The sequence below is a fragment of the Streptomyces sp. NPDC015661 genome, from assembly GCF_043077765.1.
Classification (GTDB): domain Bacteria; phylum Actinomycetota; class Actinomycetes; order Streptomycetales; family Streptomycetaceae; genus Streptomyces.
This window is the reverse complement of sequence record NZ_JBIBST010000011.1, coordinates 257,722-283,476: the sequence shown is the minus strand read 5'-3', so window position 1 is coordinate 283,476 and position 25,755 is coordinate 257,722. Positions and strand designations below refer to the sequence as shown.

The 25,755-nt window shown below is 72.3% G+C and carries 25 protein-coding genes; 10 read left to right on the top strand and 15 right to left on the bottom strand.

Features of this window, described 5'->3' with window-relative positions; genetic code table 11:
• Window positions 1-37: 37 nt before the first annotated feature.
• Window positions 38-1,294 (bottom strand): geranylgeranyl reductase family protein, encoded by a 1,257-nt coding sequence (locus tag ACF07V_RS29135; protein WP_392158722.1) that lies wholly within the window; start codon window positions 1,292-1,294, stop codon window positions 38-40.
• Between the two features lie 345 nt (window positions 1,295-1,639).
• On the opposite strand from ACF07V_RS29135, the gene ACF07V_RS29130 reads away from it, so the two are divergent.
• On the top strand, window positions 1,640-3,004 hold the full coding sequence (locus ACF07V_RS29130) for a dipeptidase (protein ID WP_392158590.1): 1,365 nt from the start codon (window positions 1,640-1,642) through the stop codon (window positions 3,002-3,004).
• Window positions 3,005-3,088: 84 nt separating this feature from the next.
• Window positions 3,089-3,790, top strand: a complete 702-nt coding sequence (locus tag ACF07V_RS29125; protein WP_392158588.1) for an MBL fold metallo-hydrolase — start codon at window positions 3,089-3,091, stop codon at window positions 3,788-3,790.
• A 225-nt stretch (window positions 3,791-4,015) separates the two neighbouring features.
• On the opposite strand, the gene ACF07V_RS29120 is transcribed toward ACF07V_RS29125, so the two are convergent.
• Complete coding sequence (locus ACF07V_RS29120) at window positions 4,016-5,050, bottom strand: NUDIX domain-containing protein (RefSeq protein ID WP_392158587.1); 1,035 nt, start codon at window positions 5,048-5,050, stop codon at window positions 4,016-4,018.
• Window positions 5,051-5,187: 137 nt separating this feature from the next.
• On the opposite strand from ACF07V_RS29120, the gene ACF07V_RS29115 reads away from it, so the two are divergent.
• The gene (locus ACF07V_RS29115; protein ID WP_392158585.1) at window positions 5,188-5,370 is read left to right on the top strand and encodes a hypothetical protein; all 183 of its coding nucleotides are present in this window, start codon (window positions 5,188-5,190) and stop codon (window positions 5,368-5,370) included.
• 251 nt (window positions 5,371-5,621) lie between these two features.
• Window positions 5,622-6,239, top strand: a complete 618-nt coding sequence (locus tag ACF07V_RS29110; RefSeq protein ID WP_392158725.1) for a hypothetical protein — start codon at window positions 5,622-5,624, stop codon at window positions 6,237-6,239.
• 98 nt (window positions 6,240-6,337) lie between these two features.
• Here ACF07V_RS29110 and ACF07V_RS29105 read toward each other — a convergent pair whose 3' ends face one another.
• Window positions 6,338-7,294, bottom strand: coding sequence for an ROK family protein (locus ACF07V_RS29105; protein WP_392158584.1), 957 nt, complete (start codon window positions 7,292-7,294; stop codon window positions 6,338-6,340).
• A gap of 155 nt (window positions 7,295-7,449) precedes the next feature.
• Here ACF07V_RS29105 and ACF07V_RS29100 point away from each other — a divergent pair, with 155 nt between their 5' ends.
• Window positions 7,450-8,484 carry a LacI family DNA-binding transcriptional regulator gene (locus ACF07V_RS29100; protein WP_392158582.1) on the top strand — a complete coding sequence of 345 codons (1,035 nt, stop codon included), beginning with the start codon at window positions 7,450-7,452 and terminating at the stop codon, window positions 8,482-8,484.
• Between the two features lie 10 nt (window positions 8,485-8,494).
• On the opposite strand, the gene ACF07V_RS29095 is transcribed toward ACF07V_RS29100, so the two are convergent.
• From ACF07V_RS29095 to ACF07V_RS29070, 6 genes are all read right to left on the bottom strand, one after another.
• Window positions 8,495-10,528, bottom strand: coding sequence for a protein kinase (locus tag ACF07V_RS29095; RefSeq protein WP_392158581.1), 2,034 nt, complete (start codon window positions 10,526-10,528; stop codon window positions 8,495-8,497).
• Between the two features lie 45 nt (window positions 10,529-10,573).
• Window positions 10,574-11,866 carry a DUF6986 family protein gene (locus ACF07V_RS29090; RefSeq protein ID WP_392158579.1) on the bottom strand — a complete coding sequence of 431 codons (1,293 nt, stop codon included), beginning with the start codon at window positions 11,864-11,866 and terminating at the stop codon, window positions 10,574-10,576.
• Window positions 11,867-12,021: 155 nt separating this feature from the next.
• Window positions 12,022-12,996, bottom strand: a complete 975-nt coding sequence (locus ACF07V_RS29085; RefSeq protein WP_392158577.1) for an electron transfer flavoprotein subunit alpha/FixB family protein — start codon at window positions 12,994-12,996, stop codon at window positions 12,022-12,024.
• A 63-nt stretch (window positions 12,997-13,059) separates the two neighbouring features.
• Window positions 13,060-13,845 (bottom strand): electron transfer flavoprotein subunit beta, encoded by a 786-nt coding sequence (locus ACF07V_RS29080; protein ID WP_369142806.1) that lies wholly within the window; start codon window positions 13,843-13,845, stop codon window positions 13,060-13,062.
• 200 nt (window positions 13,846-14,045) lie between these two features.
• Entirely contained in the window at window positions 14,046-14,570 is a 525-nt protein-coding gene (locus ACF07V_RS29075; protein WP_392158575.1) for a flavin reductase family protein, read from the bottom strand.
• 197 nt (window positions 14,571-14,767) lie between these two features.
• Window positions 14,768-15,079: a TlpA family protein disulfide reductase gene (locus ACF07V_RS29070; protein ID WP_392158574.1), complete on the bottom strand. Its 312-nt coding sequence runs from the start codon at window positions 15,077-15,079 to the stop codon at window positions 14,768-14,770.
• 223 nt (window positions 15,080-15,302) lie between these two features.
• Between ACF07V_RS29070 and ACF07V_RS29065 the strand changes: the two genes are divergently transcribed.
• Window positions 15,303-16,025 (top strand): lysophospholipid acyltransferase family protein, encoded by a 723-nt coding sequence (locus ACF07V_RS29065; RefSeq protein WP_392158572.1) that lies wholly within the window; start codon window positions 15,303-15,305, stop codon window positions 16,023-16,025.
• A gap of 31 nt (window positions 16,026-16,056) precedes the next feature.
• Here the strand turns inward: ACF07V_RS29065 and ACF07V_RS29060 are convergent, their stop codons facing one another.
• The 5 genes from ACF07V_RS29060 to ACF07V_RS29040 form a co-directional block, all read right to left on the bottom strand.
• On the bottom strand, window positions 16,057-16,656 hold the full coding sequence (locus ACF07V_RS29060; protein WP_392158570.1) for a transglutaminase family protein: 600 nt from the start codon (window positions 16,654-16,656) through the stop codon (window positions 16,057-16,059).
• Between the two features lie 74 nt (window positions 16,657-16,730).
• Entirely contained in the window at window positions 16,731-17,810 is a 1,080-nt protein-coding gene (locus ACF07V_RS29055; RefSeq protein ID WP_392158569.1) for a threonine aldolase family protein, read from the bottom strand.
• A complete protein-coding gene (locus ACF07V_RS29050) occupies window positions 17,807-18,568 on the bottom strand; it encodes an SDR family NAD(P)-dependent oxidoreductase (protein ID WP_392158720.1) in 762 nt (253 codons plus the stop codon). The genes ACF07V_RS29055 and ACF07V_RS29050 overlap by 4 nt, the downstream gene beginning before the upstream one ends.
• A gap of 35 nt (window positions 18,569-18,603) precedes the next feature.
• Complete coding sequence (locus ACF07V_RS29045) at window positions 18,604-20,010, bottom strand: DUF6421 family protein (RefSeq protein ID WP_392158568.1); 1,407 nt, start codon at window positions 20,008-20,010, stop codon at window positions 18,604-18,606.
• A gap of 157 nt (window positions 20,011-20,167) precedes the next feature.
• Window positions 20,168-20,719, bottom strand: coding sequence for a GNAT family N-acetyltransferase (locus ACF07V_RS29040; RefSeq protein ID WP_392158566.1), 552 nt, complete (start codon window positions 20,717-20,719; stop codon window positions 20,168-20,170).
• 171 nt (window positions 20,720-20,890) lie between these two features.
• Here ACF07V_RS29040 and ACF07V_RS29035 point away from each other — a divergent pair, with 171 nt between their 5' ends.
• The 4 genes from ACF07V_RS29035 (at window position 20,891) to ACF07V_RS29020 (ending at window position 24,041) form a co-directional block, all read left to right on the top strand.
• Window positions 20,891-21,451, top strand: a complete 561-nt coding sequence (locus tag ACF07V_RS29035; RefSeq protein ID WP_392158564.1) for a DUF5134 domain-containing protein — start codon at window positions 20,891-20,893, stop codon at window positions 21,449-21,451.
• A gap of 118 nt (window positions 21,452-21,569) precedes the next feature.
• Window positions 21,570-22,505: a M56 family metallopeptidase gene (locus ACF07V_RS29030; RefSeq protein ID WP_392158563.1), complete on the top strand. Its 936-nt coding sequence runs from the start codon at window positions 21,570-21,572 to the stop codon at window positions 22,503-22,505.
• Window positions 22,506-22,604: 99 nt separating this feature from the next.
• Window positions 22,605-23,288 (top strand): phosphatase PAP2 family protein, encoded by a 684-nt coding sequence (locus ACF07V_RS29025; protein ID WP_392158561.1) that lies wholly within the window; start codon window positions 22,605-22,607, stop codon window positions 23,286-23,288.
• 129 nt (window positions 23,289-23,417) lie between these two features.
• Entirely contained in the window at window positions 23,418-24,041 is a 624-nt protein-coding gene (locus ACF07V_RS29020; RefSeq protein WP_392158560.1) for a TetR/AcrR family transcriptional regulator, read from the top strand.
• Window positions 24,042-24,055: 14 nt separating this feature from the next.
• On the opposite strand, the gene ACF07V_RS29015 is transcribed toward ACF07V_RS29020, so the two are convergent.
• Window positions 24,056-25,486 carry an LVIVD repeat-containing protein gene (locus ACF07V_RS29015; protein WP_392158718.1) on the bottom strand — a complete coding sequence of 477 codons (1,431 nt, stop codon included), beginning with the start codon at window positions 25,484-25,486 and terminating at the stop codon, window positions 24,056-24,058.
• Window positions 25,487-25,755 lie beyond the last annotated feature (269 nt).

Genomic DNA, 25,755 nt, shown 5'->3' with positions numbered 1-25,755 from the left:
GCCCGGGCGGCGGAGCCCGTATCGGGAGTTCGGACCGTCAGACCTCTTCCGGGGCCTCCGTGCCCTCGGGCTCGGACGCCGCGCGCTCGCGCGGGCTGACGCCCCGCCCCGCCGGGCCGACCCCGGACGTGGTGTCCATGCGCTTGTCGAGGAGCTCCAGGGCCCGCCGGGCCATGCCGTTCGAGCGGACCATGCCGCCGAGCGAGGCCGAGCCTCGGGTGATGTCGGCGAAGGCGTTCCACGCCGGCCGCACTCCCGTTATGGCCGCGTGCAGCAGGCCCGGCCGCCGCTCGAAGATCGCGAGCATCCGGCGGCCGACCGCCATCTCGACGCCGAGCCCCGCCTTGATGGCGAAGGCGTAGTTCAGCGCCTGGCGCCGCGCGTCGACCGCGTCGTTCGACTCGGCGACCCGCACCGCCCACTCGCCCGCGAGGCGGCCCGAACGCAGCGCGTACGAGATTCCCTCGCGCGTCCATGGCTCCAGGAGACCGGCCGCGTCACCGCAGACCAGGACCCGGCCGCGGGAGAGCGGCGAGTCGTCCGTGCGGCAGCGGGTCAGATGGCCGGAGGAGATCGTCGGCTCGAAGCCGGCGAGGCCCAGCCGGGCGACGAAGTCCTCCATGTACCGCTTGGTGGCGGCGCCCTCGCCGCGCGCCGAGATGACGCCCACGGTCAGCGTGTCCCCCTTGGGGAACACCCACCCGTAACTGCCGGGCATCGGGCCCCAGTCGATGAGGACCCGCCCCTTCCAGTCCTCCGCCACGGACGGCGGTACGGGAATCTCCGCCTCGAGACCCAGGTCGACCTGGCCGAGCTTCACCCCCACATGGGCCCCTATCCGGCTGGCACTGCCGTCGGCACCGACGACCGCGCGCGCCAGGATCGTCTCCCCGTCCGCGAGGACGACGGCGACGGTCCGCCGGTCCGGCACGGCCGGGCCGTGCTGCTCCACCCGGCTCACCGTGGCACCGGTCCGCAGTTCGGCGCCGGCCTTCTGCGCGTGCTCGACCAGCTGCGCGTCGAACTCCGGACGGTTGATGAGCCCGAAGAGCATCCGGCGCGAGCGCCGGGTGCGGGCGAAGCGGCCGTCCAGGGAGAAGGTGACCGCGTGCACCCGGTCCTGGAGGGGCAGTTCGAAGCCCGGCGGGAGCGAGTCGCGCGAGGGGCCGATGATGCCGCCGCCGCAGGTCTTGTACCGGGGCAGCTCCGACTTCTCCAGGAGCAGCACCCGGCGGCCGGCGACCGCCGCCGCGTAGGCCGCGGACGCGCCGGCCGGTCCGGCGCCGACGACCACGACGTCCCAGACCTCCGCCGACTCGTCGGCCGCCGGGGCCGACGCCCCGTCCGACGCCTCGTCATCCGGGAGGTGGGCCGGGTCCGCTTCCGTACCCTCGGCGGCGGTTCCGGCGGCCTCAGGAGCCGCGTCTCCGGGCTCGGTGTGCTCCGGACCGGTGTTCTCTGCGTGCTCGCTGCTCACGTGTGCTTCTGCTCCTGATCCGACCGGTGGTCTGCTCCTGACGCATCCTACGGCGCGGTAGCCGACACCCCGCCCGTAGGATCGACGGTGCGTTCGGCGTACCACGACATACGGCGAACGTCGTCCTCACGTCGTAACGTCGCACCCACCAGGAGCGTGCCCATGACCTCGAATCCGATCGCCGAGACCGTCCGGTCACTGATGCCCCGGGCCAAGGCCGAGCTCACGGAGCTGGTGGCCTTCGAGTCGGTGGCGGACGAGGCCGTGGCGCCCCGCAGCGAGTGCGAGGCCGCCGCGAACTGGGTCGCCGACGCCCTGCGCGCCGAGGACTTCCAGGACGTGGCGCTGCTCGACACCCCGGACGGCTCGCAGGCCGTGTACGGCATCCTGCCCGGCCCGGCCGGCGCGCCGACCGTCCTCCTGTACGCCCACTACGACGTGCAGCCGAAGCTGGACGAGTCCGTGTGGCTCTCCCCGCCGTTCGAGCTGACCGAGCGGAACGGCCGCTGGTACGGGCGCGGCACCGCCGACTGCAAGGGCGGCTTCATCATGCACCTGCTCGCGCTGCGCGCCCTCAAGGCGAACGGCGGCGTGCCGGTGACGGTCAAGGTCATCGTCGAGGGCTCCGAGGAGCAGGGCACCGGCGGCCTGGAGCGGTACGCGGAGCAGCACCCCGAGCTGCTCACCGCCGACGCCATCGTGATCGGCGACGCGGGGAACTTCCGCGTGGGCCTGCCGACCGTGACCGCGACCCTGCGCGGCATGACGATGATCCGGGTCACCATCGACACCCTGGAGGGCAACCTGCACTCCGGTCAGTTCGGCGGCGCCGCCCCCGACGCGCTGGCCGCGCTGATCCGCGTCCTGGACTCGCTGCGGGGCCCCGACGGCTCCACCGTCATCGACGGCCTCGCGGCCGACCAGGTCTGGGAGGGCCTCCAGTACCCGGAGGAGGACTTCCGCCAGGACGCCAAGGTGCTCTCGGGCGTGTCCCTGCCGGGCGCCGGCACGGTCGCCGACCGCATCTGGGCACGCCCGGCGGTCACGGTCATCGGCATCGACGCCCACCCGGTGGCCGGCGCGACCCCGTCGGTCCCCAAGTCGGCGCGCGCGCAGATCAGCCTGCGCGTGCCGCCGGGCGAGGACTCGGCCGAGGTGACGAAGCTGCTCTTCGCGCACATCGAGAAGCACACCCCGTGGGACGCCCGGGTCTCCTTCGAGCAGGTCGGCCAGGGCCAGCCGTTCCAGGCGGACACCTCCAGCCCGGCGTACGCGTCGATGGCCGAGGCGATGCGGATCGCGTACCCCGGTGAGGAGATGCAGACCGCCGGCATGGGCGGCTCGATCCCGCTGTGCAACACCCTGGCCTCGCTCTACCCGGAGTCGGAGATCCTCCTCATCGGCCTGAGCGAGCCCGAGGCGCAGATCCACGCGCCGAACGAGTCCGTGTCGCCGGAGGAGCTGGAGCGGCTCTCGGTCGCCGAGGCGCACTTCCTCGTCAACTACGCCCGCTCGAAGCAGGCCTGACGGCGGGTCGGTTCAGCGCTCGGCGAAGCTCGCCGAGAGCGTAGAAGCATACGGCGGACCTGCGCGGATGCGTAGGTTCGCCGTATGGCATCCATCGAGCTCACCCGGATCACCCCGCGACTGCACCTCCTCGACTTCTCCATCGGCCAGGCCTACGTGTGGCAGGACGAGGAGGAGCTGACCCTGATCGACGCCGGCTGGGCCGGCACGGCGGACGGCATAGGCGCGGCCATGCGGTCGGCCGGCCTGGACCCGGACCGGCTGCGCCGGATCGTGCTGACCCACTGCCACCGGGACCATGTGGGCTCGGCCCAGGAACTGGCGGACCGGCACGGGGCCGAGATCCTCGCGCACCGGCTCGACGCGCCGGTGATCCGGGGCGAGGCCCCGGTCCCGGAGCCCGACCTCCTGGACTGGGAACTCCCGATCTTCGCCCACGGCCTGACCTCGCCGGAGGCTCCGCCGACCCGGGTCGACCGGGAGGTCGAGGACGGCGAGGAGCTCGGCTTCGGCGACGGGGCCGTGGTGGTCCACGCCCCCGGCCACACCCCCGGCTCGATCGCCGTCCATCTGCCGTGCCACGGTGTGCTGTTCACCGGGGACACGGTGGCCTCGGTGCCGGACGTGATGTTCGGCGTCCTCCACGTCGACCGCGCGCTCGCCCTGGAGTCGATGCGGACCCTGGCGAAGCTCGCCCCTTCGGTGCTGTGCTGCGGGCACGGGGCACCGGTGACCACGGACACGGCGGAGCGACTGACGACGGCGGCAGCGGAGGCTCGGGCGTAGGGGCCGGCGGGGCCTGGGCGGGCGGTCCGGCCTTTGCGGTCGGTCCGGCCTTGGAGGTCTGGTCCGGCCTTGGAGGTCTGGTCCGGTCGCCGGGGCCGGCCCGGCCTTGGAGGTCGGCCCGCCCTGAGCGGTCGGCCCGGCCTTGGCGCTCGGTCCGGCCTTGGAGGTCGGTCCGGCCTTGGCGGTCGGTCCGGCCGCCTGGGCCGGCTCACCAGGACATCGCCCTCAGCCCACCGGGACGCCCGCCTCCAGGTTGAGGACCGTGCCGCGTTCGCGGGCGCGGAGCGCCCAGCGCAGGCGGCGGTAGCGGACGGGCGGCAGCAGTTCCGCGGCCTCCTCCTCGGTGACGAACCGCCAGCCGCGGAGTTCGGCGCCGGGCAGGTGGAGGCGCTCGGTGTCGGCGGTACGGAGCGTGCCGCCGTCGAAGAGCAGGCGCAGCCCGCCGTAGCCGGGCGGCTGCGGGCGCTCCCAGTCGACGAGCAACAGGCGGGGGACGGTGTCGAGTTCGAGGCCTATCTCCTCGGCCACCTCGCGCATGCCGGCCCGGGCCGGGGGTTCGCCGGGCTCGACGACGCCGCCGGGGAACTCCCAGCCGGGCTTGTAGGTGGGGTCGACGAGCAGGAAACGGTCCTGCTCGTCGAAGAGCAGGACACCGGCGGCGAGGGTCTCGCCGGTCGGCTCGGGCGTCTGGACGATGCCGCAGGGGGCGGCCTGCCCGGCCCGGACCGCGTCGGCGACGGCCCGGGCGGCCTCGGCCGCGGTGAGTGCCGAGGTGTCGAGCGTGTACGCGTCGCCGGCGAGCCAGTCGAGGGCGGCGCGGTACGGCGGCAGGTGCTGGTGGCACCACTCCCGTACGCGCGCGTCGACCTCGGGGTCGCCGTACTCCGTCCGGGCGTCGATCCGCTCCCGCAGGATCGTTTCCTCCGGGGCGAGCAGCACATGGCGCACCTCGATGCGGCGGGCGGCGAGCCCGCCGAAGATCTCGTCCCGGTACTCCTGGCGGAGCAGGGTCATCGGGACGACGAGGACGCCGCCGACCTCGGCGAGCAGGGCCGCGGCGGTGTCGACGACCAGACGGCGCCAGATCGGCAGGTCCTGGTAGTCCTCGACCTCGGCGAGCCGCTTGGCCGGGAGGAGCCGGCGCAGCCCCCCGCCGGTGAGCTCGGGGTCGTACAGGGTGCTGTTCGGGATCAGATCGACCAGCTCGCGCGCGGTGCTGGACTTTCCCGCGCCGAACGTACCGTTGATCCAGACGATCACGTCTTCCCCCTCTTCGATAGCCCCCAGTGGCTTGCCCGCAACACCCTGCCACGGAAACCACGAACACATGTCTCAGCATGTGCGTGACACTTCCCGGCGGCCGTCGTTGAGAACGGCGAGCACGAGGGGGTGCGGAGATGAGTCGTACGGTTCTCGAACGGTTTCCGGCCGGCGGCCCGCGGGGCAGCTGGCCGGCGGAGGAGTTCGCCGGCGCCCGGCGCGAGGAGGGGGTGCCGGCCCGCGTCGTGATGGACCTGGAGTCCGACGCGTTCCTGGTGATCGTCGAACAGCGCACACCGGAGCGGGCACGGGAGGAGTGAGGGGCGGGCGGGGGCGGGACAAGTGTGACCGAGCGTTCCGGTTTGTGGCCGGTAAAGTGACCGCCTGACAGTCACACCTTCCTTCGGAAATGAAGTTCAGGATGCACATCCTGGAAGATCCATCCGGGCTCTCGACGCGCGCACAGGACCTTCTGCGCCGCACAGGCCGGCGTGAGTGCCCCACTCGGTTCGGGCTGCCGATAGAGCTGTGGCGCGTGCGCGACCACGCCGGGAAACTCGTCCCCGCTCCCATGGAGCTCATCATCCGGTGCGAGGGATTCGAGCAGAAGTTCGGCGGTCTGCGCTACGAGGTACGCCGCAGCCGGGTGGTGAACGGGGACCGGTACGAGACCGCCCTCGGATGGGAGTACGACCACCTCGGTCTGCGGACGGCAGCATGGCAGGATCCGGGAAGCGGGGGCTGGTACTTCGAGTGGACCGGCGAGCGTGTGTCCAAGCCGTGCCGGGACTTGGTGCACACCGACGGCAGTGTGGGCACCGACGTCGACGGTGGCAGCCCCTTTCTCCCTGTCGCCCCGTCACTCCCGCATCTGATCGAATCACATGCCCTCACTGACGCCGTCGCGACGTGGAGACCATGGCCCATGGACAGTCTCTCCACCTCGGCGATCGAACTCCTCGACGGCCTGGTGGAGGTGCCCGAAGCCTCGTGGGGTTCCTCGCGGTGGCGGCTGTCGGACAGTGTCGCCGTCATGGACCACGACGGCTGGGACCGCCGGAATCCGCGCCGCCGGACGCTCGTCTGGTCTCGTGAAGAAACTGGTCACCGGCAAGTGCAGGCAGTCCTGGACGAAGGGCGGCACCACGACCGGAGCGACGCCGTGCCCCTCGGCGGCACGACCTCGTAGAGGCGCCGGTCCCGGATGAAGGCCCCCATGACGTTCACCCTGCGGCGGGCGAGAGCGATCACCTGCCGGGTCGTCATGGGGCGCCGGGCGGCCCGAGGTCAGGACGCCGCGCCGCCCCACGCCCCCCTGCCCGCCGCCGCGGCGCCGAGCAGACCCGCGTCCGTGCCCGTGACGGCGGGGACGACGGTCAGGTCCCGCACGAAGGAGAGCGTGGCGTAAGTAGTGAGGCTGCGCCGGAGCGGGGCGAAGAGGAGCTCGCCGGCGCCGGCCACCCCGCCGCCGACGACCGCGATGTCGATCTCGACGAGGGCGGCGGTGGCGGCGATGCCGGCCGCGAGCGCCTGGGCCGCGCGTTCGAACGCGGCGACGGCGATCGGGTCCCCGGCGCGCGCGGCGGCGGCCACGGCGGTGGCGGAGACGTCGCCGTCGGGTCCGGGCAGCCAGCCGTTCTCCAGGGCGCGGCGGGCGAGGTGCGGGCCGGCGGCGATGCGTTCGACGCAGCCGCGTCCGCCGCACGCGCAGGGCTCGCCGTCCAGCTCGACCGGGATGTGGCCGATGTGACCGGCGTTGCCGGTGGGTCCGGGGTGGATCCGGCCGTCGAGGACGAGTCCGCCGCCGACGCCCGTGGAGACCACGAGGCACAGGGCGTTGGCGTGGCCCCGGGCCGCCCCGAGCCAGTGTTCGGCGGCCGTCATGGCGACGCCGTCGCCGACGAGGGTGACCGGCCGGCCGGCCGTCGCCCGGCGGACCCGTTCGACGAGCGGGTAGTCGCGCCAGCCGGGCACGTTCACCGGGCTGACGGTGCCTCTGGAGGCGTCGACCGGGCCCGCGCTGCCGATGCCGACGGCCCCGGTGGACTCCCAGAACGGGGAGGCCGCCAGGTCCGCGAGGACCGCCTCGACCGCCGCCATCACCGTCTCGCCGTCCTCACGCGCGGGCGTGGGGCGTCGCGAGCGGACGCGGATGCGGCCCTCGCCGTCGACCAGGGCGCCGGCGATCTTGGTTCCCCCGATGTCGAGGGCGGCGACGAGGCCCGTGGCGGGGTCGGTGGGCATGGGTGCGGAATCTCCAGTCGGCGGCCGGGGGGCGGGAAGTCGTTCCGTACAGTCTCCACGGTCTTTCCCGCATTGACAACGTTGTCCAGGCCCTATGCTCGAACCGAGATCGACTCGACACCGCTCGCACGACACCTTCGGAGGAACCGCGCACCGTGGCCGACATCGCCCGCCGCACCGAGCCCCGCTACGGCAATCGGCCCACGATGAAGGACGTCGCCGCCCGGGCGGGCGTCGGCCTCAAGACGGTGTCCCGGGTCGTCAACGGCGAACCGGGCGTCACCCCGGACACCGAGCGCCGGGTCCGGGAGGCCATCGAGGCCCTCGGCTTCCGCCGCAACGACAGCGCGCGGGTCCTGCGCAAGGGCAGGACGGCGACCGTCGGACTGGTCCTTGAGGACCTCGCCGACCCCTTCTACGGGCCGCTGAGCCGGGCGGTCGAGGAGGTCGCGCGGGCGCACGGGGCCCTGCTGTTCAACGGCTCCAGCGCCGAGGACCCCGACCGGGAGCAGGAGTTGGCGCTCGCGCTCTGCGCGCGCCGGGTCGACGGGCTCATCGTCATCCCCGCCGGCGACGACCACCGGTATCTGGAGCCCGAAATGCGGGCCGGTGTCGCCACGGTCTTCGTCGACCGGCCCGCCGGGCGGATCGACGCCGACGCCGTCCTCTCCGACAGCTTCGGCGGGGCACGCGCGGGCGTGGCCCATCTGATCGCGCACGGCCACCGCCGGATCGGCTTCATCGGCGACCGTCCCCGCATCCACACGGCGGCCGAGCGGCTGCGCGGCTACCGCGCGGCGATGGAGGACGCGGGCCTCCCGGTCCGGGAGGCCTGGGTCTCCCTCGGGTCCACCGACCCGGAGCGGGTGAGCACGGCGGTACGGGAGATGCTGTCGGCCCCCGAACCCGTGACGGCCCTGTTCTCGGGGAACAACCGGGTCACCGTGACCGTGGTCCGGGCCCTCGCCCGACACGGGCGGCCGGTCGCCCTGGTCGGCTTCGACGACATCGAACTGGCCGATCTCCTCGGCGTCACCGTCGTCGCCCAGGACGCCGCCGCCCTCGGCCGGACGGCGGCCGAGCGCCTCTTCCGGCGCCTCGACGGGGCCGACGAGCCCCCGGAGCGGCTGGTGCTCGGCACGACGCTGCTCGCCCGTGGATCGGGCGAGATCGCGCCGCCTGCCGTCTGAGGCCCGTCGCTCAGCAGATGCGCAGGCCCGCCACGGGGCCGCCGCCCGCACCGCCCGAGAGGTGGAGCACGCTGAGGTAGACGTTGGTGTTGCCGCTGTCGTCGTCGGTGCGGGCGAACCAGCGGCTGGTGCTTCCGCCGTACGTCTCGGTCCGGTCGAGGTCGACCTGGCAGTAGAAGGAGTGCGGCCCGGCGCCGACCGTGCCCATCTCACCGCCGTCGTACCGGGTCGTGGTGGCGCTCCGGACGACCTGGCAGGTCGCCGAGGAGCCGGAGGCGGTGCAGCCGGAGGCGGGCGCCGGGGCCTCGGTGGTGGGAGCGGTGGTCGCGCCACCGCCGGAGGAGCCGCCTGCCGTACTCGTACCGCCTGCCGTGCTCGTCTCGCCGGTCGTGGTGGTGCTCCCGCCCGGCTTGTCGGGGGCCGTCGTGCCGCCTCCGCCGCCCGCCCCCGACGCGCTGTCCGAACCGGCGCCGCCCGCCGTCGCGCCAGGATCCGAGCCGTCGGTGCCGGGACCTGCGGTCGCCGGTGCTCCGCCGGCCGCCGCGCCCGACGCCCGGCCGGAGGGGGTGGCACCGGCGGAGGGAGTGGCGGTGCCGCCCGGCTGCCCCGAGGGCGCGGCGCTGGTTCCCGGGTCCAGGACCTGGCCGGGGTCGCCTCCTGCGGCGCCCTGGTCGCCGTCCTGCTGGGTGTCGCCGGCGGCCCGCGCGCCGTCCCGGTGGTCCATGAGGGCGTACGTGATGCCGCCGCCGGCCAGGAGGACGGCGGCCACGGCCGCGGCGACCAGCACGTTCCCCCGGCGCGGCTTCGTCCCGGCGCGCCGGGCGGCTCGCGTTCCCGCGCGCCCGCCCGTGCCCGCTTCGGTCTGCGCGGGCGGGACGGGCAGGGCCGGGCCGAAGGCACCGGCGGGCGGCGGGGTCTGCGCCGGGCCCGCGGCTGCCCCGGCGTACGCGCTCGGCTCGACGGGACCGGCGTACGCGCTCGGCTCGACGGGACCGGCGTACGCGCTCGGTTCGACGGGACCGGCGTACGGGTCGTACGGGTTCGGCTCGACGGGTGCGGCGTACGGGTTCGGCGCCACGGGACTCGCGTACGGCTGCGGTGCGGGCGTCTCCTGAGCGGCCCCGGCGCCTTCCGGTTCCGGCGCCGTCTCCCCCACCTCGGCGAGCAGTCGCGCCGCCTCGCGTGCGGTGGGGCGGGAGGCGGGGTCCTTGTCCAGGAGGCGGAGCAGGACCGGGGCGAGGGCTCCGGCGCGGCGGGGTTCCGGGAGGGGTTCGGTGACGATGGCGGCGAGGGTCGACCAGGTCGAGGTACGCCGGAAGGGCGAGGAGCCCTCGACCGCCGCGTACAGGGTCGCGCCCACCGCCCACACGTCCGACGCGGGCCCGGGGTCCTGCCCCTGGGCGCGCTCGGGGGCGAGGAAGTCGAGGGAGCCGACGATCTCACCGCTGCGGGTGAGATGGGTGGCGGAGCCGTCGCCGGGGTCCTCCATCGTGGCGATGCCGAAGTCGGTGAGGACGATCCGGCCCCATGGGGTCTCCCCTGCTCGAGCGGAGTCGAGGGCTTGGGGACGGTCGAGCAGGATGTTGCCGGGCTTCACGTCCCGGTGGAGGACGCCCACGTCGTGCGCGGCGGCCAGTGCCTCCAGGACGTGGGCGCCGATGCGGGCGGCCTCGGCGGGGTCGATGGTGCCCCGCTCGCCGAGGACGTCGTCGAGGGAGGGTCCCTCGACGAGCTCCATGACGATGACGGGCCGGCCCTCGTGCTCGGTGACGTCGTGGACGGCGACGACTCCGGGGTGGCGGACGCGGGCGGCGGCGCGCGCCTCGCGGGTCATCCGCAGGCGCAGGTCGGCCAGTTCGGGCGCGGCCGCGTCCGAGTACGTACGGAGTTCCTTGACGGCCACCTCGCGGCCGAGGACCTCGTCGACGGCCCGCCAGACGACGCCCATGCCTCCGCGCCCGAGCTGCCGCACGATTCTGTAGCGGCCCGCGAGCCGCCCGTTCTCCCCCGATGACACCGCTGCCCCGTCCCCCTTGTCGATCATGTGAACTCGACAAGAGTACGGGGCAGTTGGCGGGAAAGTGACCGTTTAGCGATCAGTGGTGGCGGTGAGGTCGCCGCGGCGCGGGGCGGCGAAGCGGTCGAGGTCGGCACGGGTCATGCCGGTGAGGGCGTCGACCTCGGCGGTGTCGAGGGCGCCGCACTGGAGGCCGCGCAGCAGGTAGGAGGAGAGCGCCTTCGCGGTGGCGGGCTCGTCCATGACGTCGCCGCCGACGTGGTTGGCGTAGGCGGAGAGGCGCTTGGCGGCGGCCTCGAAGCCCTCGCGGTAGAAGGCGAAGACGGCGGCGTAGCGGGTGGGGATGTGGCCGGGGTGCATGTCCCAGCCCTGGTAGTAGGCACGGGCGAGGGCGCGGCGGGTGAGGCCGTAGTGCAGGCGCCAGGCCTCGTGGACGTGCTCGGTGGTGCCGACGGGCAGGACGTTGGTGGAGCCGTCGGAGACGCGGACGCCGGTGCCGGCGGCGGCGACCTGCATGATCGCCTTGGCGTGGTCGGCGGCCGGGTGGTCGCTGGCCTGGTAGGCGGCGGAGACGCCGACGCAGGCGCTGTAGTCGAAGGTGCCGTAGTGCAGTCCGGTGGCGCGCCCCTCGGCGGCGCCGATCATGCGGGCGACGGCGGCGGTGCCGTCGCTGGCGAGGATGGACTGGCTGGTCTCGATCTGGATCTCGAAGCCGAGGCGGCCCGCGTCGAGGCCGTGGGCCTTCTCGAAGGCCTCCAGGAGGCGGACGAAGGCGGAGACCTGCTCGGGGTAGGTGACCTTCGGGAGGGTGAGGACGAGGCCGTCGGGGAGGCCGCCGTTCTCCAGGAGGCCGGTGAGGAAGACGTCGGTGGTGCGGATGCCGCGGTCGCGTACGGCGGACTCCATGCACTTCATCCGGATGCCCATGTACGGGGCGGCGGTGCCGTTCTCGTACGCCTCGGAGATCAGGCGGGCGGCACGGGCCGCGTCCTGGTCCTCGTCGGCACCGGCGTAGCCGTCCTCGAAGTCGACGCGGAGGTCCTCGATGGGCTCGCGCTCCAGCTTGGCGCGCACGCGGCCGTAGACGTCCTCGGCGAGGTCGTCGGAGAGGCCGAGGACGGCGGCGAAGGAGGCGGCGTCGGGGGCGTGCTCGTCGAGGGCGGCGAGGGCCTGGTCGCCCCAGGAGCGGATGGTTCCGGCGTCGAAGACGTTGCCGGGGACGTAGACGGTGTGGACGGGCTGGCGGGTGCCGGGGTCCCCGGGGTAGCGCCGGTCGAGCTCGGCGTCCACCGCTGCGAGGGAGGCGCTGATTCCCTCGCTGACCGCGCCGGCGAGGCTCGTCGACACCTTCTCCTGCTGACCCATCCTGCATCCTCCTGTTTTCCGCTTCACGGAATCAACAATCCGTATAGCGAAGTTAGTAGGCGTCGGGACCTGCGTCAATGGTTGTCCGAAACGGCCGGGGGCCGCACGGCGACAGATCGCCGTGCGGCCCCCGGGACCGACAGAACCGCAGGTCATCAGCCCTTGCGGGACTTGACCTCTTCGGTGAGCTGCGGGACGACGTCGAAGAGGTCGCCCACCACGCCGTAGTCGACGAGGTCGAAGATCGGAGCCTCGGCGTCCTTGTTGATGGCGACGATGGTCTTCGAGGTCTGCATGCCCGCGCGGTGCTGGATCGCGCCGGAGATGCCGGAGGCGATGTACAGCTGCGGCGAGACCGACTTGCCGGTCTGGCCGACCTGGTTGGAGTGCGGGTACCAGCCGGCGTCGACGGCGGCACGCGAGGCGCCGACGGCGGCACCGAGCGAGTCGGCGAGCGCCTCGATGATCGCGAAGTTCTCGGCACCGTTGACGCCGCGGCCGCCGGAGACCACGATCGCGGCCTCGGTCAGCTCCGGGCGGCCGGTCGACTCGCGCGGGGTGCGCGCGGTGACCTTGGTGCCGTGGGCCTTCTCCGAGAAGGAGACGGCCAGTGCCTCGACCGTGCCGGCGGCCGGGGCGGCCTCGACGGGGGCCGAGTTCGGCTTGACCGTGATGACCGGGGTGCCCTTGGAGACACGGGACTTGGTGGTGAAGGAGGCGGCGAACGCGGACTGCGTCGCGACCGGGCCCTCGTCACCGGCCTCCAGGTCCACGGCGTCGGTGATGATGCCGGAACCGATGCGCACGGCGAGGCGGGCGGCGATCTCCTTGCCCTCGGCGGAGGACGGGACGAGCACGGCGGCCAGGGAGCCTGCGGCGGACACAGACTCGTAGGCGGCCTGGAGGGCCTCGACCTTCGGGACGACGAGGTACTCGGCGAACTCGGGGGCGTCGGCGGTCAGGACCTTCACCGCGCCGTGCTCGGCGAGCGCGGCCGCGGTGTCGGCGGCGCCGTTGCCGAGGGCGACGGCGACCGGGTCGCCGAGGCGGCGGGCGAGGGTCAGCAGCTCCAGGGTGGGCTTGCGGACGGCTCCGTCGACGTGGTCGACGTAGACGAGAATCTCAGCCATGGGACTTCAATCTCCTGCGAACGGAAAGGGGGCGGACTTCAGCGGCTCACGCGAGCCCAGCGGCTAGATGAACTTCTGGCTCGCGAGGAACTCGGCCAGCTGCTTGCCGCCCTCGCCCTCGTCCTTGACGATCGTGCCCGCGGTGCGCGCCGGACGCTCGGCGGCGGAGTCGACCGCGGTCCAGGCACCCTCCAGGCCGACCTCCTCGGCCTCGATGTCGAGGTCGGACAGGTCCAGGGACTCCACCGGCTTCTTCTTGGCGGCCATGATGCCCTTGAAGGAGGGGTAGCGGGCCTCGCCCGACTGGTCCGTCACGGAGACGACGGCCGGAAGCGAGGCCTCCAGCTGCTCGGAGGCGGTGTCGCCGTCGCGGCGGCCGGTCACGACGCCGTCCTCGATCTTGACCTCGGAGAGCAGCGTGACCTGCGGGACGCCCAGGCGCTCGGCCAGGATCGCCGGCAGGACACCCATGGTGCCGTCGGTGGAGGCCATACCGGCGATGACGACGTCGTAGCCGACCTTCTCGATCGCCTTGGCGAGCACCAGCGACGTGCCCATGACGTCGGTGCCGTGCAGGTCGTCGTCCTCGACGTGGACGGCCTTGTCGGCACCCATGGACAGCGCCTTGCGCAGGGCGTCCTTGGCGTCCTCGGGGCCGACCGTGAGCACGGTGACCTCGGCGTCGTCGGCCTCTTCGGCGATCTGCAGGGCCTGCTCGACGGCGTACTCGTCGAGCTCCGACAGCAGGCCGTCGACGTCGTCGCGGTCGACGGTCAGGTCATCGGCGAAGTGCCGGTCGCCGGTGGCGTCGGGCACGTACTTCACACAGACAACGATCCTCAAGCTCACGCCGGCTCTCCTACTGCATCGGTCATAACTGGGCTGCCTTGTTGCTCGCAGCATAGGCGCCTGAAGGGCGGGTTTCCGGTCGGGGCGCCAGACGCCCCGAGCCGAATATTACTCGCCAGTACACCCAGTTCGTTACCGCTGAGCAAGCGCTCAGGCATGTGACCTTGCCAACGCGCGGAGAGCGGCGCGTACGGGAACCCTCAGTCGCGCAGCGCGTTGAAGCGGCCGTGGTGGTAGAGGAGCGGCCGGCCCGCCCCGTCCGGGTCCCCGGCGACCGCCTGCGCGATGACGATCCGGTGGTCCCCGGCGGGCACCCGGGCGATCACGCGGCAGACCAGCCAGGCGAGGACGCCGTCGAGCACGGGGACGCCCTCGGGGCCGATGCTCCAGCGGGTGCCCTCGCCGAAGCGGTCGGCGCCGCTGCGCGCGAAGGTGGCCGCGAGCTCCTGCTGGTGCTCGCCGAGTATGTGCACGCCGATGAACTCGGCCTCGGAGACCACGGGCCAGCTGGAGGAGCCCGTACCGACGCCGAAGGAGATCAGCGGGGGTTCGGCGGCGACGGAGTTGAGGGAGGTCGCGGTGAAGCCGACGGGGCGTTCCCCGTGTGCGGTGATGACCGCGACTCCGGCCGCGTGCCGGCGGAAGACGGAGCGAAGCAGATCGGGAGAGGCCTGCCGGGGTGCGCCGATCGTGGGAACGGTACGGAGCTCGGGCGAAACCGTCATGGAGTTGTCCTTCTGCGAGGGCGTCATGAGAGGGGTCCTGGGGTGGTCAGACACCCGGACAGCGCGCGCTCGCGTTGCGGGCCAGATCCACGTGGGCCCGGCCGTAGAGAAGGAGTTCTATGGGCACTCCGTCAGGGTGACGATCGGTGGACCGTGCAGTCAAGTGCGTACCGGGATGTGGGAGAAGTGTCACGGCGTCAGACCGCCCGGCCCAGAGCGGCGATGACGTCCGCCCTGCGGGGCTGTCCGGCGGCCCTGCGGACGACCCGCCCGGCGGAGTCGAGGACGAGGACGGTGGGGGTACGGGCGATGCCGAGCTCGCGCACGAGGTCGAGGCGCTCCTCGGCGTCGATCTCCACGTGCCCCACGCCCGGCACCATCGCGGCGACCTCGGCGAGGGTGCGGCGGGTGGCCCGGCAGGGCTGGCAGAAGGCCGTCGAGAACTGGACGAGGGTGGCCCGCTCCCCCAGTGCGGCGCCCAGCGCCTCCGGCCCCAGGACCTCGGTCATCCCACTCCCCTTCGCTCTCCCGTTCCTCCGGTGCAGCGTCCCACGGGGCCGATCGATTCCCGCCACGACCACCGCGAGTGACGAGAATCTCCCCGTACGAAGCCGTCTGGACTGGTCACGGGGCCGCACATGGGGCACGATCTGCCCAAAGCCGAAAACCTACGGCCGCGTAACTTCGCCGGGAGAACACGCTCCGGGCACATGAAGAAGAGGTTCCTCTCCGATGGCAGAACTCGTCTATCGACCGGTCATCGGCGCCGCTCTGACCATGTTCAAGGCGCTCGACCTGAAGATCGACACCCAGGGTTCGGAGCACATCCCGAAGACCGGCGGCGCGGTGCTCGTGAGCAACCACATCAGCTATCTGGACTTCATCTTCACCGGTCTCGCGGCCCTGCCGCAGAAGCGCCTGGTGCGCTTCATGGCGAAGGACTCGGTCTTCAAGCACAAGATCTCGGGACCGCTCATGCGCGGCATGAAGCACATCCCGGTGGACCGCGCCCAGGGCGAGCACGCCTACAAGCACGCCCTGGAGTCCCTTCGGGCCGGCGAGATCATCGGCGTCTTCCCCGAGGCGACCATCTCGCAGTCCTTCACCCTGAAGAGCTTCAAGACGGGTGCGGCGCGCCTCGCGCAGGAGGCGGGCGTCCCGCTGATCCCGATGGCCCTGTGGGGCACCCAGCGGGTGTGGACGAAGGGCCGCCCGCGGAACTTCAAGCGGAGCCACATCCCGGTGACGATCCGCGTCGGCGAGCCCGTGGAGGCCCCCGCGGACCAGTACGCGGGCGCGATCACCCGGCGGCTGCGCGAGCGCGTCCAGGAGCTCCTGGAGGCCGCGCAGCGCGCCTACCCGGTGCGACCGAAGGACGCGAGCGACACCTGGTGGATCCCCGCGCACCTCGGCGGTACGGCTCCGACGCCGGCCCAGGTCAAGGACGCCGGCTGACGGAACCGTTTCCCCGCGCCGCCCCCGGAGGTCAGAGCTCCGCGGGCAGCGTCCGGTCGAGCGTCGGACGGTCCCGGGCGGCCTTCAGGACGCCCAGGACGACCGGGTGCGGCTCGGCGTACAGCTCGGGGTGGTCCACTTCGCCGAGCTCCGGCCGTACCGTCCAGGCGAGCCGCTCCTCCTTCAGGGAGAACCGGGCGTCGACACCCGGCTTGTTCCCCCGCACGTCCTGCCGGGCCCAGGCGCGCTCGCCGGGCAGCAGGACGGCGACCAGGCCGTGGATGACCGGGTCCGAGCCGTCGTCCTCGGTGAGCCGCTGGTAGCAGAGGGCCGCGGGGATGCCGCGGGCCCGCAGGAGCGCGGCGTACGCGTGGGACTTGGCGTAACAGATGCCGTTGCGCTGCTCCAGGACGTCGGAGGCGCGCCAGGTGACGCGGAGATCGCCGGAGTCCATGGAGTGCGGAATGGTGTCGCGGACGTGTGCGTAGGCGGCTTCCGCGTATGAGTATGCATCGTGGTGATCGGCGGCGAGGCGGTCGGACACCTCCCTGACGAGCGGGTGCTCATGGTCGACGACCTCGCTCGCCGCGAGGTATGCCTCGATGTCAGGGCTCTGCTGGATGAGTTCCATGCGGGAAGACCCTATGAAGACGGCCGGACGGAGTCAATGACTTTCCGTCCGGCCGTATATTCATTCAGCCCTGGTCAGCGGGCCATCTCTTCCTTCAGCGCCTGGAGGAAGGCGTCCACGTCGTCCTCCGTGGTGTCGAAGGCGCACATCCAGCGGACATCGCCGGCGGCCTCGTCCCAGAAGTAGAAGCGGAACCGTTCCTGCAGACGTCGGCTCACCTCGTGCGGGAGGCGGGCGAAGACCGCGTTGGCCTGCACCGGGTAGAGGATCTCCACCCCGTCGACCTCGCGCACCCCTGCCGCGAGACGCTGCGCCATCGCGTTGGCGTGGCGGGCGTTCCGCAGCCACAGGTCCTTCGCGAGGAGGGCCTCCAGCTGCACCGACACGAAGCGCATCTTCGAGGCGAGCTGCATCGACAGCTTGCGCAGGTGCTTCATGTGGCTGACCGCGTCGGGGTTGAGCACGACGACGGCCTCTCCGAAGAGCATGCCGTTCTTCGTGCCGCCGTACGAGATCACGTCCACGCCGACCGCGTTGGTGAAGGCGCGCATCGGCACGTCGAGCGAGGCGGCCGCGTTGGCTATGCGGGCCCCGTCGAGGTGCACCTTCATTCCCTTGGAGTGGGCGTGCTCGACGATCGCGCGGATCTCCTCCACCGTGTAGACGGTGCCGAGCTCCGTGTTCTGGGTGATCGAGACGACCTGGGGCATGGCCCGGTGCTCGTCCTCCCAGCCCCAGGCCTGCCGGTCGATCAGCTCGGGGGTGAGCTTGCCGTCCGGGGTCGGGACGGTGAGCAGCTTGAGGCCGCCCATCCGCTCCGGCGCGCCGCCCTCGTCCACGTTGATGTGGGCGGTCTCGGCGCAGATGACGGCGCCCCAGCGGTCGGTGAGCGCCTGCAGGGCGGTCACGTTCGCCCCGGTCCCGTTGAAGACCGGGAACGCTTCGGCGGTGGGGCCGAAGTGGCTGTGCATGATCCGCTGGAGGTGATCGGTGTACTGGTCCTCGCCGTAGGCGACCTGGTGGCCTTCGTTGGCGAGGGCGAGGGCCGCGAGGACCTCGGGGTGGGCGCCGGCGTAGTTGTCGCTGGCGAAGCCCCGGACCGACGGGTCGTGGTGACGACGTGCGTCGGTCCTGGGGCCGAGTGCCGCGGTCACGGCTTGGGGGTCAGCCACAGACGCTGTCCATTCACTTCCTGGGCGGGCTTGTCCCAGAGACCGGCGATCTCGTTCGCCAGGTCCTTGACGTCGGTGAAGCCCGCGAACTTCGCGTTGGGGCGTTCGGCGCGCATGGCGTCGTGCACCAATGCCTTGATCACCAGGATGGCAGCAGCCGCCTGCGGGCCGTCGTCGCCCCCCAGCTTGCGGAAGGAGTCCGCCATGGCGAGGGTCCACGCCTCGGCGGCCGCCTTGCCGGCGTTGTACGCGGCGTTGTTGGCGACCGGCTTGTGCGCGCCGGACTGGCTGACCAGGGCGTACCGGCCGCGCCCGCCGGCGCGCAGCAGCCCGTCGTGGAAGGCGAGCGAGGTGTGCTGGACCGTGCGGATGAGGAGCTTCTCCAGGAAGTCCCAGTCCTTGAGGTCGGTCTCCGTGAAGGAGGCGCTGCCGCGCCAGCCGCCGACGAGGTGGACCAGGCCGTCGATCCGGCCGAACTCCTTCTCGGTCTTCGCGGCCCAGTCGCGGGTGGCGTCCAGGTCCAGGAGGTCGACCGTGTCGCCGATGACCTTGGCTCCGCCGTGGGCGTAGCGGGCGGCGTCGACGGCCTCCGCGAGGCGCGCCGGGTCGGCGTCGGAGGCGACGACCGTCGCACCCGCCTCGGCCAGGCGCAGCAGCGTGGCGCGTCCCGCGGGGCCTGCCGCGCCGGCGACGGCGATGACGGCGCCGTCGAGCGGTCCGCCGTTTCCGTTGGAGATCATGGGCGACGCCTCCTCGGTGTGCTCGGTGAGGTCGCTCACGCGGCGGCCCGCTCGGTGCTCGGGACGTCGGCGGCGGTGATGCCCTTGGTGTCGGCGATCACGCCCTTCAGCTTCTTGGCGAGGGCCTCAAAGAACATGCTGAGCGGAAACTCGTCCGGAAGCACGTCGTCGACGAGCTTGCGCGGCGGGAGGGAGAGGTCGAGGGCGTCGGGACCCTTGGCCCACTTCGATCCCGGGTGGGGGGCGAGGTAGGTGGTGACGAACTCGTACGCCTTGAACCAGTGGACCAGCTTCGGGCGGTCGATGCCCTCGCGGTAGAGGGTCTCGATCTCGGCGCAGAGGCGGTTGGTGACCTCGGGGGCGCGGTCCCAGTCGATGGTGAGGACGTTGTCCGTCCAGCGCACCACGTCGTTCTTGTGGAGGTACGCGAAGAGGAGCTGGCCGCCCAGACCGTCGTAGTTGCGGTTGCGGTCGCCGGTGAGCGGGAAGCGGAACATCCGGTCGAAGAGGACCGCGTACTGCACGTCACGGCCGTGCGGGTTGCCCTCGGCCTCCAGCTTCACGGCCTCCTTGAAGGCGGTGAGGTCGCAGCGGAGCTCCTCCAGGCCGTACATCCAGAAGGGCTGGCGCTGCTTGATCATGAAGGGGTCGAAGGGCAGGTCGCCGCGGCTGTGGGCGCGGTCGTGGACCAGGTCCCAGAGCGCGAAGGCCTGCTCGCAGCGCTTCTGGTCGCCGAGCATGACGGCGATGTCCTCGGGCAGCTTCACGCCGAGGGTGTCGACGGCGGCCTCGGTGACCTTGCGGAAGCGCGCGGCCTCGCGGTCGCAGAAGATGCCGCCCCAGGTGAAGCGCTCGGGGACCTCGCGGACGGCGACGGTCTCCGGGAAGAGGACGGCCGAGTTGGTGTCGTAACCGGCGGTGAAGTCCTCGAAGGTGATGCCGCAGAAGCCCGGGTTGTCGTAGCGGGTGCGCTCCAGCTCGGAGAGCCACTCCGGCCAGACCATGCGGAGCACGACGGCCTCGAAGTTGCGGTCGAGGTTGCCGTTCTGCGTGTACATCGGGAAGAGCACGAGGTGCTGGAGCCCGTCGGCGCGGCCGGCGGCCGGGTGGAACTCCATGAGGGAGTCCAGGAAGTCCGGCACGGTGAAGCCGCTCTCGACCCACTTGCGCAGGTCCGCGACGAGGGCGCGGTGGTAGGCGCCGTCGTGCGGGACGAGCGGGGAGAGCTGCTCGACCGCCGCGGCCAGGCGGTCCACGGCCAGCTCGACGAGCGCGCGGGCGGGGGCGCCCTCGGCCTCGAAGTCGATGGAGCCGTCGGCGCTCTGCCAGGGACGGATCTCCTCCACGGCATTCTTGAGCTCGGCCCAGGCCGGGTGGTCGATCACGCGGGCGTCGGTGGATATCGCCCCACCGGTCACGTCCTGCACAAGAATTTCCGTCATGCCTCTTCCTCCACAGGAGAACCTTGCGTCAAAACAACGTAACCATTGACGCGTGGTTCCCACAAGAGGAGCCAAGAGAAATTATCCTGTGCGACCCCCCTGACGGCAGAAGTTTTTCCTGTCCGTCAGGGTCGAAGCCACTCTTCCGCCGTACGAGTCAGCTCAGCGGCTTGATCAGCAGCTCGAACTGCAGGTCGTCGCGCTGGGGCAGGCCGAAGCGCTCGTCGCCGTACGGGAACGGGGTCATCCGGCCCGTACGGCGGTAGCCGCGCCGCTCGTACCAGGCGATCAGCTCCTCGCGCACGGAGATCACCGTCATGTGCATCTCGCGCGCGTCCCACAGCTCGCGCACCCGGCGCTCGGCCTCCGCGATGATCTGCCTGCCCAGGCCCGCGCCCTGCAGCTCGGGACGGACCGCGAACATGCCGAAGTAGGCGGCCTCGCCCCGGTGCTCCAGCTGGCAGCAGGCGACGAGCTCGCCGTCGCGCTCCACGACCAGGAGCCGGCTGCCGGGAGTGGTGATGACCGCGGCCACGCCCTCGGGGTCGGTGCGCTGCCCCTGGAGGATGTCCGCCTCCGTGGTCCAGCCGCCCCGGCTGGCGTCGCCCCGGTAGGCCGACTCGACGAGCGGGACGAGCGCGGGGACGTCGTCGAGGACCGCTTCGCGGTAGCTGATCCGGCCGGTCTCCTGGGACGTGGCGGTGTCCATGTTTCGGGGCTCCCCTCGGGCGCTGACGATCGGCGTGCGCGATCGTCCCGAGCCTAGCGCGCGCGCCTTTCGCTCCCCTCGTACACCTGTGCGCGCCCGTGCGCCCGCGTGCGGCGTCCCGGGGGCGGGCAGTCCTCCCTGGAGGGGACGGCATCGAGGGGGAGGTGCGCCGTGCACGGACCGGCCCTGTCCGGGTGGCTGATGGTCGCGCTGTGCGCGGCGACGGGCGGGTACTGCCTCCTGCGGATGCGCGCCTGCGCCGGAGAGGAGCGGAAGGCCGCGGGCGGCGAGGCGCTGATGGGCTTCGGGATGGCGGCCATGGCGCTGCCCGCCGCGGTCCTGACCCCGCCGGAGTGGGTCCTCGCGGTGTACGCGGCGGTGTTCGGCGCGGCCGCGCTGCACGGTCTCCTGTCGGTGCGGCACGGCGGCCACCATCTGCACCATCTGGTGGGCTCGCTCGCCATGGTCTACATGACGGTGGCGATGGCGGCGCCCGGCGCGGCGGGGGCGCACACGGGGCACACGGCGGGGGTCACGGGAGGCATACCCGCGCTCACGGGCGGACTTCTCCTCTATTACGTGGCGTACGTGCTCCGCTCCGGGGCGCGGCTCGTCCCGGTGGCGGCGGCGGCCGGCGGCCCGGGTCCCGCCTGGGCGACCCGCCCGGAGCTGACGCTGGCCTGCCGGCTCTCGATGGCGCTCGCGATGCTCGCGATGCTGGTGACCCTGTGAGGGGGTGTTGACGGGATCCGGCCCGGAGCCGGCGCCTTCCGGCCAACCAAACCGTGGCGTACGTCACTTGCCGTCCCCGCCCATACCCCGGCGCGTACCGCGCTCATAGGCTGACGCCATGTGGGTCTCCCTCGCGCTGTTCCTGCTCGGCGTCCTGACCGCCCTCGCGGCCCCCCGGCTGCTGTCCCGGGCCGACTGGGCGGAGCGAGAACCCGTGGTGGCCCTGTGGGTGTGGCAGTGCGTGGTGGCCGCCGTGCTGCTGAGCTTCGCGCTCTCCATGACGTTCAGCGCCTCCGCCGCCTGGCAGGCCGTGCGGGGGCAGGTCTTCGCGCCCGCGCCGCGCGCGGTGGTCGACGCGTACGAACTCGGCACCTCCGGCCCCTGGTCCGCGGTGCTCGCGGTGGCCCTGGCGGCGGGCGGGCTCTGGTCCGGGGCGATGCTGGGCCGGGAGATCGGCCGGGCCCGCGCCCGGCGCCGGCAGCGCCGCTGCGACCTGCTCGTGCGCGCGCCCCTGCTGCCCGGGGAGCGACCGGGCAGCGAGCGGCTCGTCGTCCTGGAGGGCGAGCGGGCGGACGCCTGGTGGATGGCCGGCTCCACGCCGCAGCTGGTCATCACCACGGCGGCGCTGCGGCGGTTGAAGGGGCGTCAGCTGGACGCGGTCCTCGCGCACGAGCAGGGCCACGCCCGGGCCCGGCACGACTGGCTGCTGCACAGTTCGGGGGCGCTGGCCGCCGGGTTCCCGGGGATCCCGGTCTTCGCGGCCTTCCGCGAGGAGATGCACCGCCTGGTGGAACTGGCCGCCGACGACGTGGCCTCGCGCCGCTTCGGGAGACTGACGATCGCGCTCGCGCTGGTCGAACTGAACGAGGACCGGGGGGTTTTCGGTCCCGGCCCGGGCCCCGCCGCCGATCTGCCGCAGCGGGTGAACCGGCTGCTCACCGCGGCGCCCCGCCTCACCGCAGGACGCCGGCTCCGGCTGACGGCGGCCGCGTCCCTGGTGCCCGTGATCCCCGTGCTCGTGGCCTTCGTCCCGGCGCTCCGCGCGCTGGGATAGCCGCGGGTGACGGCGCGCACGGCCACCGCGGCCCGGGCGGCGACGCGCGCCGGTGGTCCGGAGGGCGGCCACGGGCTGATCGTCGGGCAGGATCGGCGCATGCGCACCTCCGCCCTGGTCTCCGGGGTCCTGGCCCTGACCCTGCTCGTGCTCGTCGCCGTGGGGTGGGCGCCGCTGCTCTCCTTCGACCGGTCGGTCGCCGAGGCACTCCACCGCAGCGCGCTCGCCCACCCCGGGTTCACCCACCTCAACCGCGTCCTCAGCGACTGGGTGTGGGACCCGTGGACGATGCGTGCCCTGGCCGCCGCCGCCACGGTGCTGCTGTGGTGGCGGCGGGACCGGCGGGCGGCGCTGTGGGTGGCCGGGACGAGCCTGCTGGCCGTCGGGCTCCAGCAGGCCCTCAAGGCACTGGTCGGGCGGGACCGCCCGTACTGGACCGATCCCGTCGACTCCGCGCGGTACGCGGCCTTCCCGTCGGGGCACGCGATGACGGCGACGGTCACCTGCGGGCTGCTGCTGTGGGTGCTCGCCCTGCACTGGCGGGAGGAGTGGCGCGGCTGGGGCACTCTGGCGGGCGCCGCCCTGGTCTCGGTGCTCGGGGTCGGCTGGACGCGGGTCTACCTGGGCGTGCACTGGCCCTCGGACGTCGTCGAGGGCTGGCTGCTGGGCTGGTGCTGTGTGTCCGTGGCGGTGCTCACGTACCGGTGGAACGAGCGGCGCGGAGCGGCAGGCCACGCCCCCGAGGGCGAAGGCGGCGGGAGCAGAATGGGAGAAAGACGATGAAGCCGCCTGTTCTGGACGATCCCCCGTGTCGCCCAGAACAGACGGCATCCCCGGCGGTATGCCACGCGGGCATGCCGACGGGATGCGCCGAGTATATTGGCCGGCAGCCAGTCAACGCAGGAGTCCAGCATGTCCCCGCGTAGCCCATCGGTCAATGAAGAGCTTCGGCGCCGGTCGCGGGAGCGGATTCTCCAGGCCACCGTGGACCTGGTCGACACGCACGGCTACGAGGCGACCACGCTCGGCGACATAGCGGAGCGGGCCGGTACGGCGCGGGGGCTGATCTCGTACTACTTCCCCGGCAAGCGCGTCCTGCTCCAGGCGGCGGTGCACCGGCTGATGCACCTGACCCTGGAGGAGGCGCTCGAACGGGAGCCGCGCACGGAGGACGGCCGGGAGCGTCTCGCGCGCGCGATCGACGCGATACTCGGGCTCGCGGTGACGCGCCCCACCCTGATGCGGACCCACATGGCCGGCATCCTGCAGGCCGACGGATTCGTGCAGTGCGAGGAGCAGCAGCGCCTCGCCTTCCTGCTGCGGGACACGGTCACGCGGTACGGCTCGACGGACGTGGACACGGACTATCCGCTGCTGCGCGCCCTGCTGATGGGCGCGGTGGTGGCGGTGCTGCTGCCGGGGGCCCCGATGCCGCTCGCGCGCCTGCGGTCGGAGCTGTTCCACCGGTACGGCCTCGACTGGGAGGCGGGCATGCCGCCGGACGGGGGTCCGCCCGACGGCGCGCCGCGATCATGAAGCGCTGATCGGTCCTAGAAGTCGTCGAAGTAGTCCGGCTGGGTCTGGACGTTGAGCCCGTCCATCCGGATCCGCTTCGCCGGGTCCGTACGACGGTCGGAGAGCTTCAGGACGTCGAAGCCCTTCGCGATGTCGTTCGAGTAGATGTGGCCGTTGTAGTAGTACGCGGACCACGAGCCGCCGGTCGCCATGGTGGTGGCGGACAGCGGGCCGCGCTCGAAGTAGGCGATCTCCTTCGGGGCGGAGGAGTCGGTGAAGTCCCAGACGGAGACACCGCCCTGGTACCAGGCCTGGACCATGAGGTCCTTGCCCTTGACCGGGATCAGCGAGCCGTTGTGGGCGACGCAGTTCTCGGTGTCGGCCTGGTGGCGCGGGATCTTGAAGTAGCTGCGGAAGACGAGCTTGCGCTGGTCGCCCTTGCCGACGATGTCGTAGATGCCGTCGGCGCCCCGGTTGGGGCCGACCTGGGCGTTGCAGGTGGCGGCGCCGCCGCCGCCGAGCTCGTCGGTGAAGACGACCTTGTTCGCCTTCTGGTTGAAGGTCCCGGAGTGCCAGAACGCGAAGTTGACGTTGTCCTGGACCCGGTCGATGACCCGCGGGTGCTCGGGGTCCTTGATGTCGAAGAGGATGCCGTCACCCATGCAGGCGCCGGCCGCGAGGTTCTCCGACGGAAGCACGGTGATGTCGTGGCAGCCGGTGGTCTTGGAGACGCCCGGGTTGGTGGGCGCGCCCGGGTTGCCGCCGCCGTCCGGGCCCTCGCCCGGGAAGAGGACGGGGAAGTTGACGACCGCCGCCTGCTCGGGCGCCTTCCTCGGCACCTTGATGACGGAGATGCCGTCGTGCGGGGGCTGGCAGTCAGGGAAGGCCACGTTGGGCGAGTAGGAGGAGACGTAGATGTACACGTTCTTGCCCTTGGGCAGGATCGTGTGGGTGTGGGAACCGCAGTTGGTCTCGACGGAGGCGACGTACTTCGGGTTGGCGATGTCGCTGATGTCGAAGATCTTCATGCCCTCCCAGGATTCCTTCACCGAGGCGGGCTGCGTCGTGCTGGCGCACGAGTTGTCGCTGCGGGAGGAGTCGGTGGACAGGAAGAGGAGGTTCCCGGAGACCGAGACGTCGTTCTGGGAGCCCGGGCAGAGGACCTGCGCGACGGTCTTCGGGGCCTTCGGGTCGCTGATGTCGAAGATCCGGAAGCCGTCGTAGTTGCCGGCGAAGGCGTACTTGCCCTGGAAGGCGAGGTCCGAGTTGAGGCCCTTGAGGGCGTCCTTGGGGACGTTCGCCAGGTGCTCGATGTTCTGGCTGTGGACGATCTCGTCCACGCCGGGTATCTCGCCGCTCTGGATGGCGGCGCGCGCCTCGTCGGCCTGCTGCGAGGAGACCGCGCCCTGTACGGGGCCGGTGTCTCCGGGGTCGGGGCTGGCGGTCGCGGGTCCCGCCACGAGCATGGTGGCGAGCAGCCCGGCGGCGGCGGATGCCACGCCCAGGCGTCTGATGCGGGCACGCGGGTCACGCGTGTCGGACGTGGAACGCGGGGTACGCAACGAAGTCACTCCGTCCTCCCTGGTATCCGTTCAGCTTTGAACGGGTGTTGGGACCCCGGCAGTATCTTCCGTGCCATGCACATCTCAACAGATGGCAACACAGACGTAATGAAGGTTTTTGATCGGTCCCCCGGAGAAAGGTGCTAGGAACGGTCACTGTCCCGCAAGAACAC

Bases quoted from the DNA above. Each gene is read 5' to 3' on its own strand.
- ACF07V_RS29130 (WP_392158590.1), top strand. From the start codon at position 1,640: ATGACCTCGAATCCGATCGCCGAGACCGTCCGGTCACTGATGCCCCGG.
- ACF07V_RS29125 (WP_392158588.1), top strand. From the start codon at position 3,089: ATGGCATCCATCGAGCTCACCCGGATCACCCCGCGACTGCACCTCCTC.
- ACF07V_RS29115 (WP_392158585.1), top strand. From the start codon at position 5,188: ATGAGTCGTACGGTTCTCGAACGGTTTCCGGCCGGCGGCCCGCGGGGC.
- ACF07V_RS29110 (WP_392158725.1), top strand. From the start codon at position 5,622: ATGGAGCTCATCATCCGGTGCGAGGGATTCGAGCAGAAGTTCGGCGGT.
- ACF07V_RS29105 (WP_392158584.1), bottom strand. From the start codon at position 7,294: ATGCCCACCGACCCCGCCACGGGCCTCGTCGCCGCCCTCGACATCGGG.
- ACF07V_RS29095 (WP_392158581.1), bottom strand. From the start codon at position 10,528: ATGATCGACAAGGGGGACGGGGCAGCGGTGTCATCGGGGGAGAACGGG.
- ACF07V_RS29090 (WP_392158579.1), bottom strand. From the start codon at position 11,866: ATGGGTCAGCAGGAGAAGGTGTCGACGAGCCTCGCCGGCGCGGTCAGC.
- ACF07V_RS29085 (WP_392158577.1), bottom strand. From the start codon at position 12,996: ATGGCTGAGATTCTCGTCTACGTCGACCACGTCGACGGAGCCGTCCGC.
- ACF07V_RS29075 (WP_392158575.1), bottom strand. From the start codon at position 14,570: ATGACGGTTTCGCCCGAGCTCCGTACCGTTCCCACGATCGGCGCACCC.
- ACF07V_RS29070 (WP_392158574.1), bottom strand. From the start codon at position 15,079: ATGACCGAGGTCCTGGGGCCGGAGGCGCTGGGCGCCGCACTGGGGGAG.
- ACF07V_RS29065 (WP_392158572.1), top strand. From the start codon at position 15,303: ATGGCAGAACTCGTCTATCGACCGGTCATCGGCGCCGCTCTGACCATG.
- ACF07V_RS29060 (WP_392158570.1), bottom strand. From the start codon at position 16,656: ATGGAACTCATCCAGCAGAGCCCTGACATCGAGGCATACCTCGCGGCG.
- ACF07V_RS29050 (WP_392158720.1), bottom strand. From the start codon at position 18,568: ATGATCTCCAACGGAAACGGCGGACCGCTCGACGGCGCCGTCATCGCC.
- ACF07V_RS29045 (WP_392158568.1), bottom strand. From the start codon at position 20,010: ATGACGGAAATTCTTGTGCAGGACGTGACCGGTGGGGCGATATCCACC.
- ACF07V_RS29040 (WP_392158566.1), bottom strand. From the start codon at position 20,719: ATGGACACCGCCACGTCCCAGGAGACCGGCCGGATCAGCTACCGCGAA.
- ACF07V_RS29030 (WP_392158563.1), top strand. From the start codon at position 21,570: ATGTGGGTCTCCCTCGCGCTGTTCCTGCTCGGCGTCCTGACCGCCCTC.
- ACF07V_RS29025 (WP_392158561.1), top strand. From the start codon at position 22,605: ATGCGCACCTCCGCCCTGGTCTCCGGGGTCCTGGCCCTGACCCTGCTC.
- ACF07V_RS29020 (WP_392158560.1), top strand. From the start codon at position 23,418: ATGTCCCCGCGTAGCCCATCGGTCAATGAAGAGCTTCGGCGCCGGTCG.
- ACF07V_RS29015 (WP_392158718.1), bottom strand. From the start codon at position 25,486: ATGCTCGTGGCGGGACCCGCGACCGCCAGCCCCGACCCCGGAGACACC.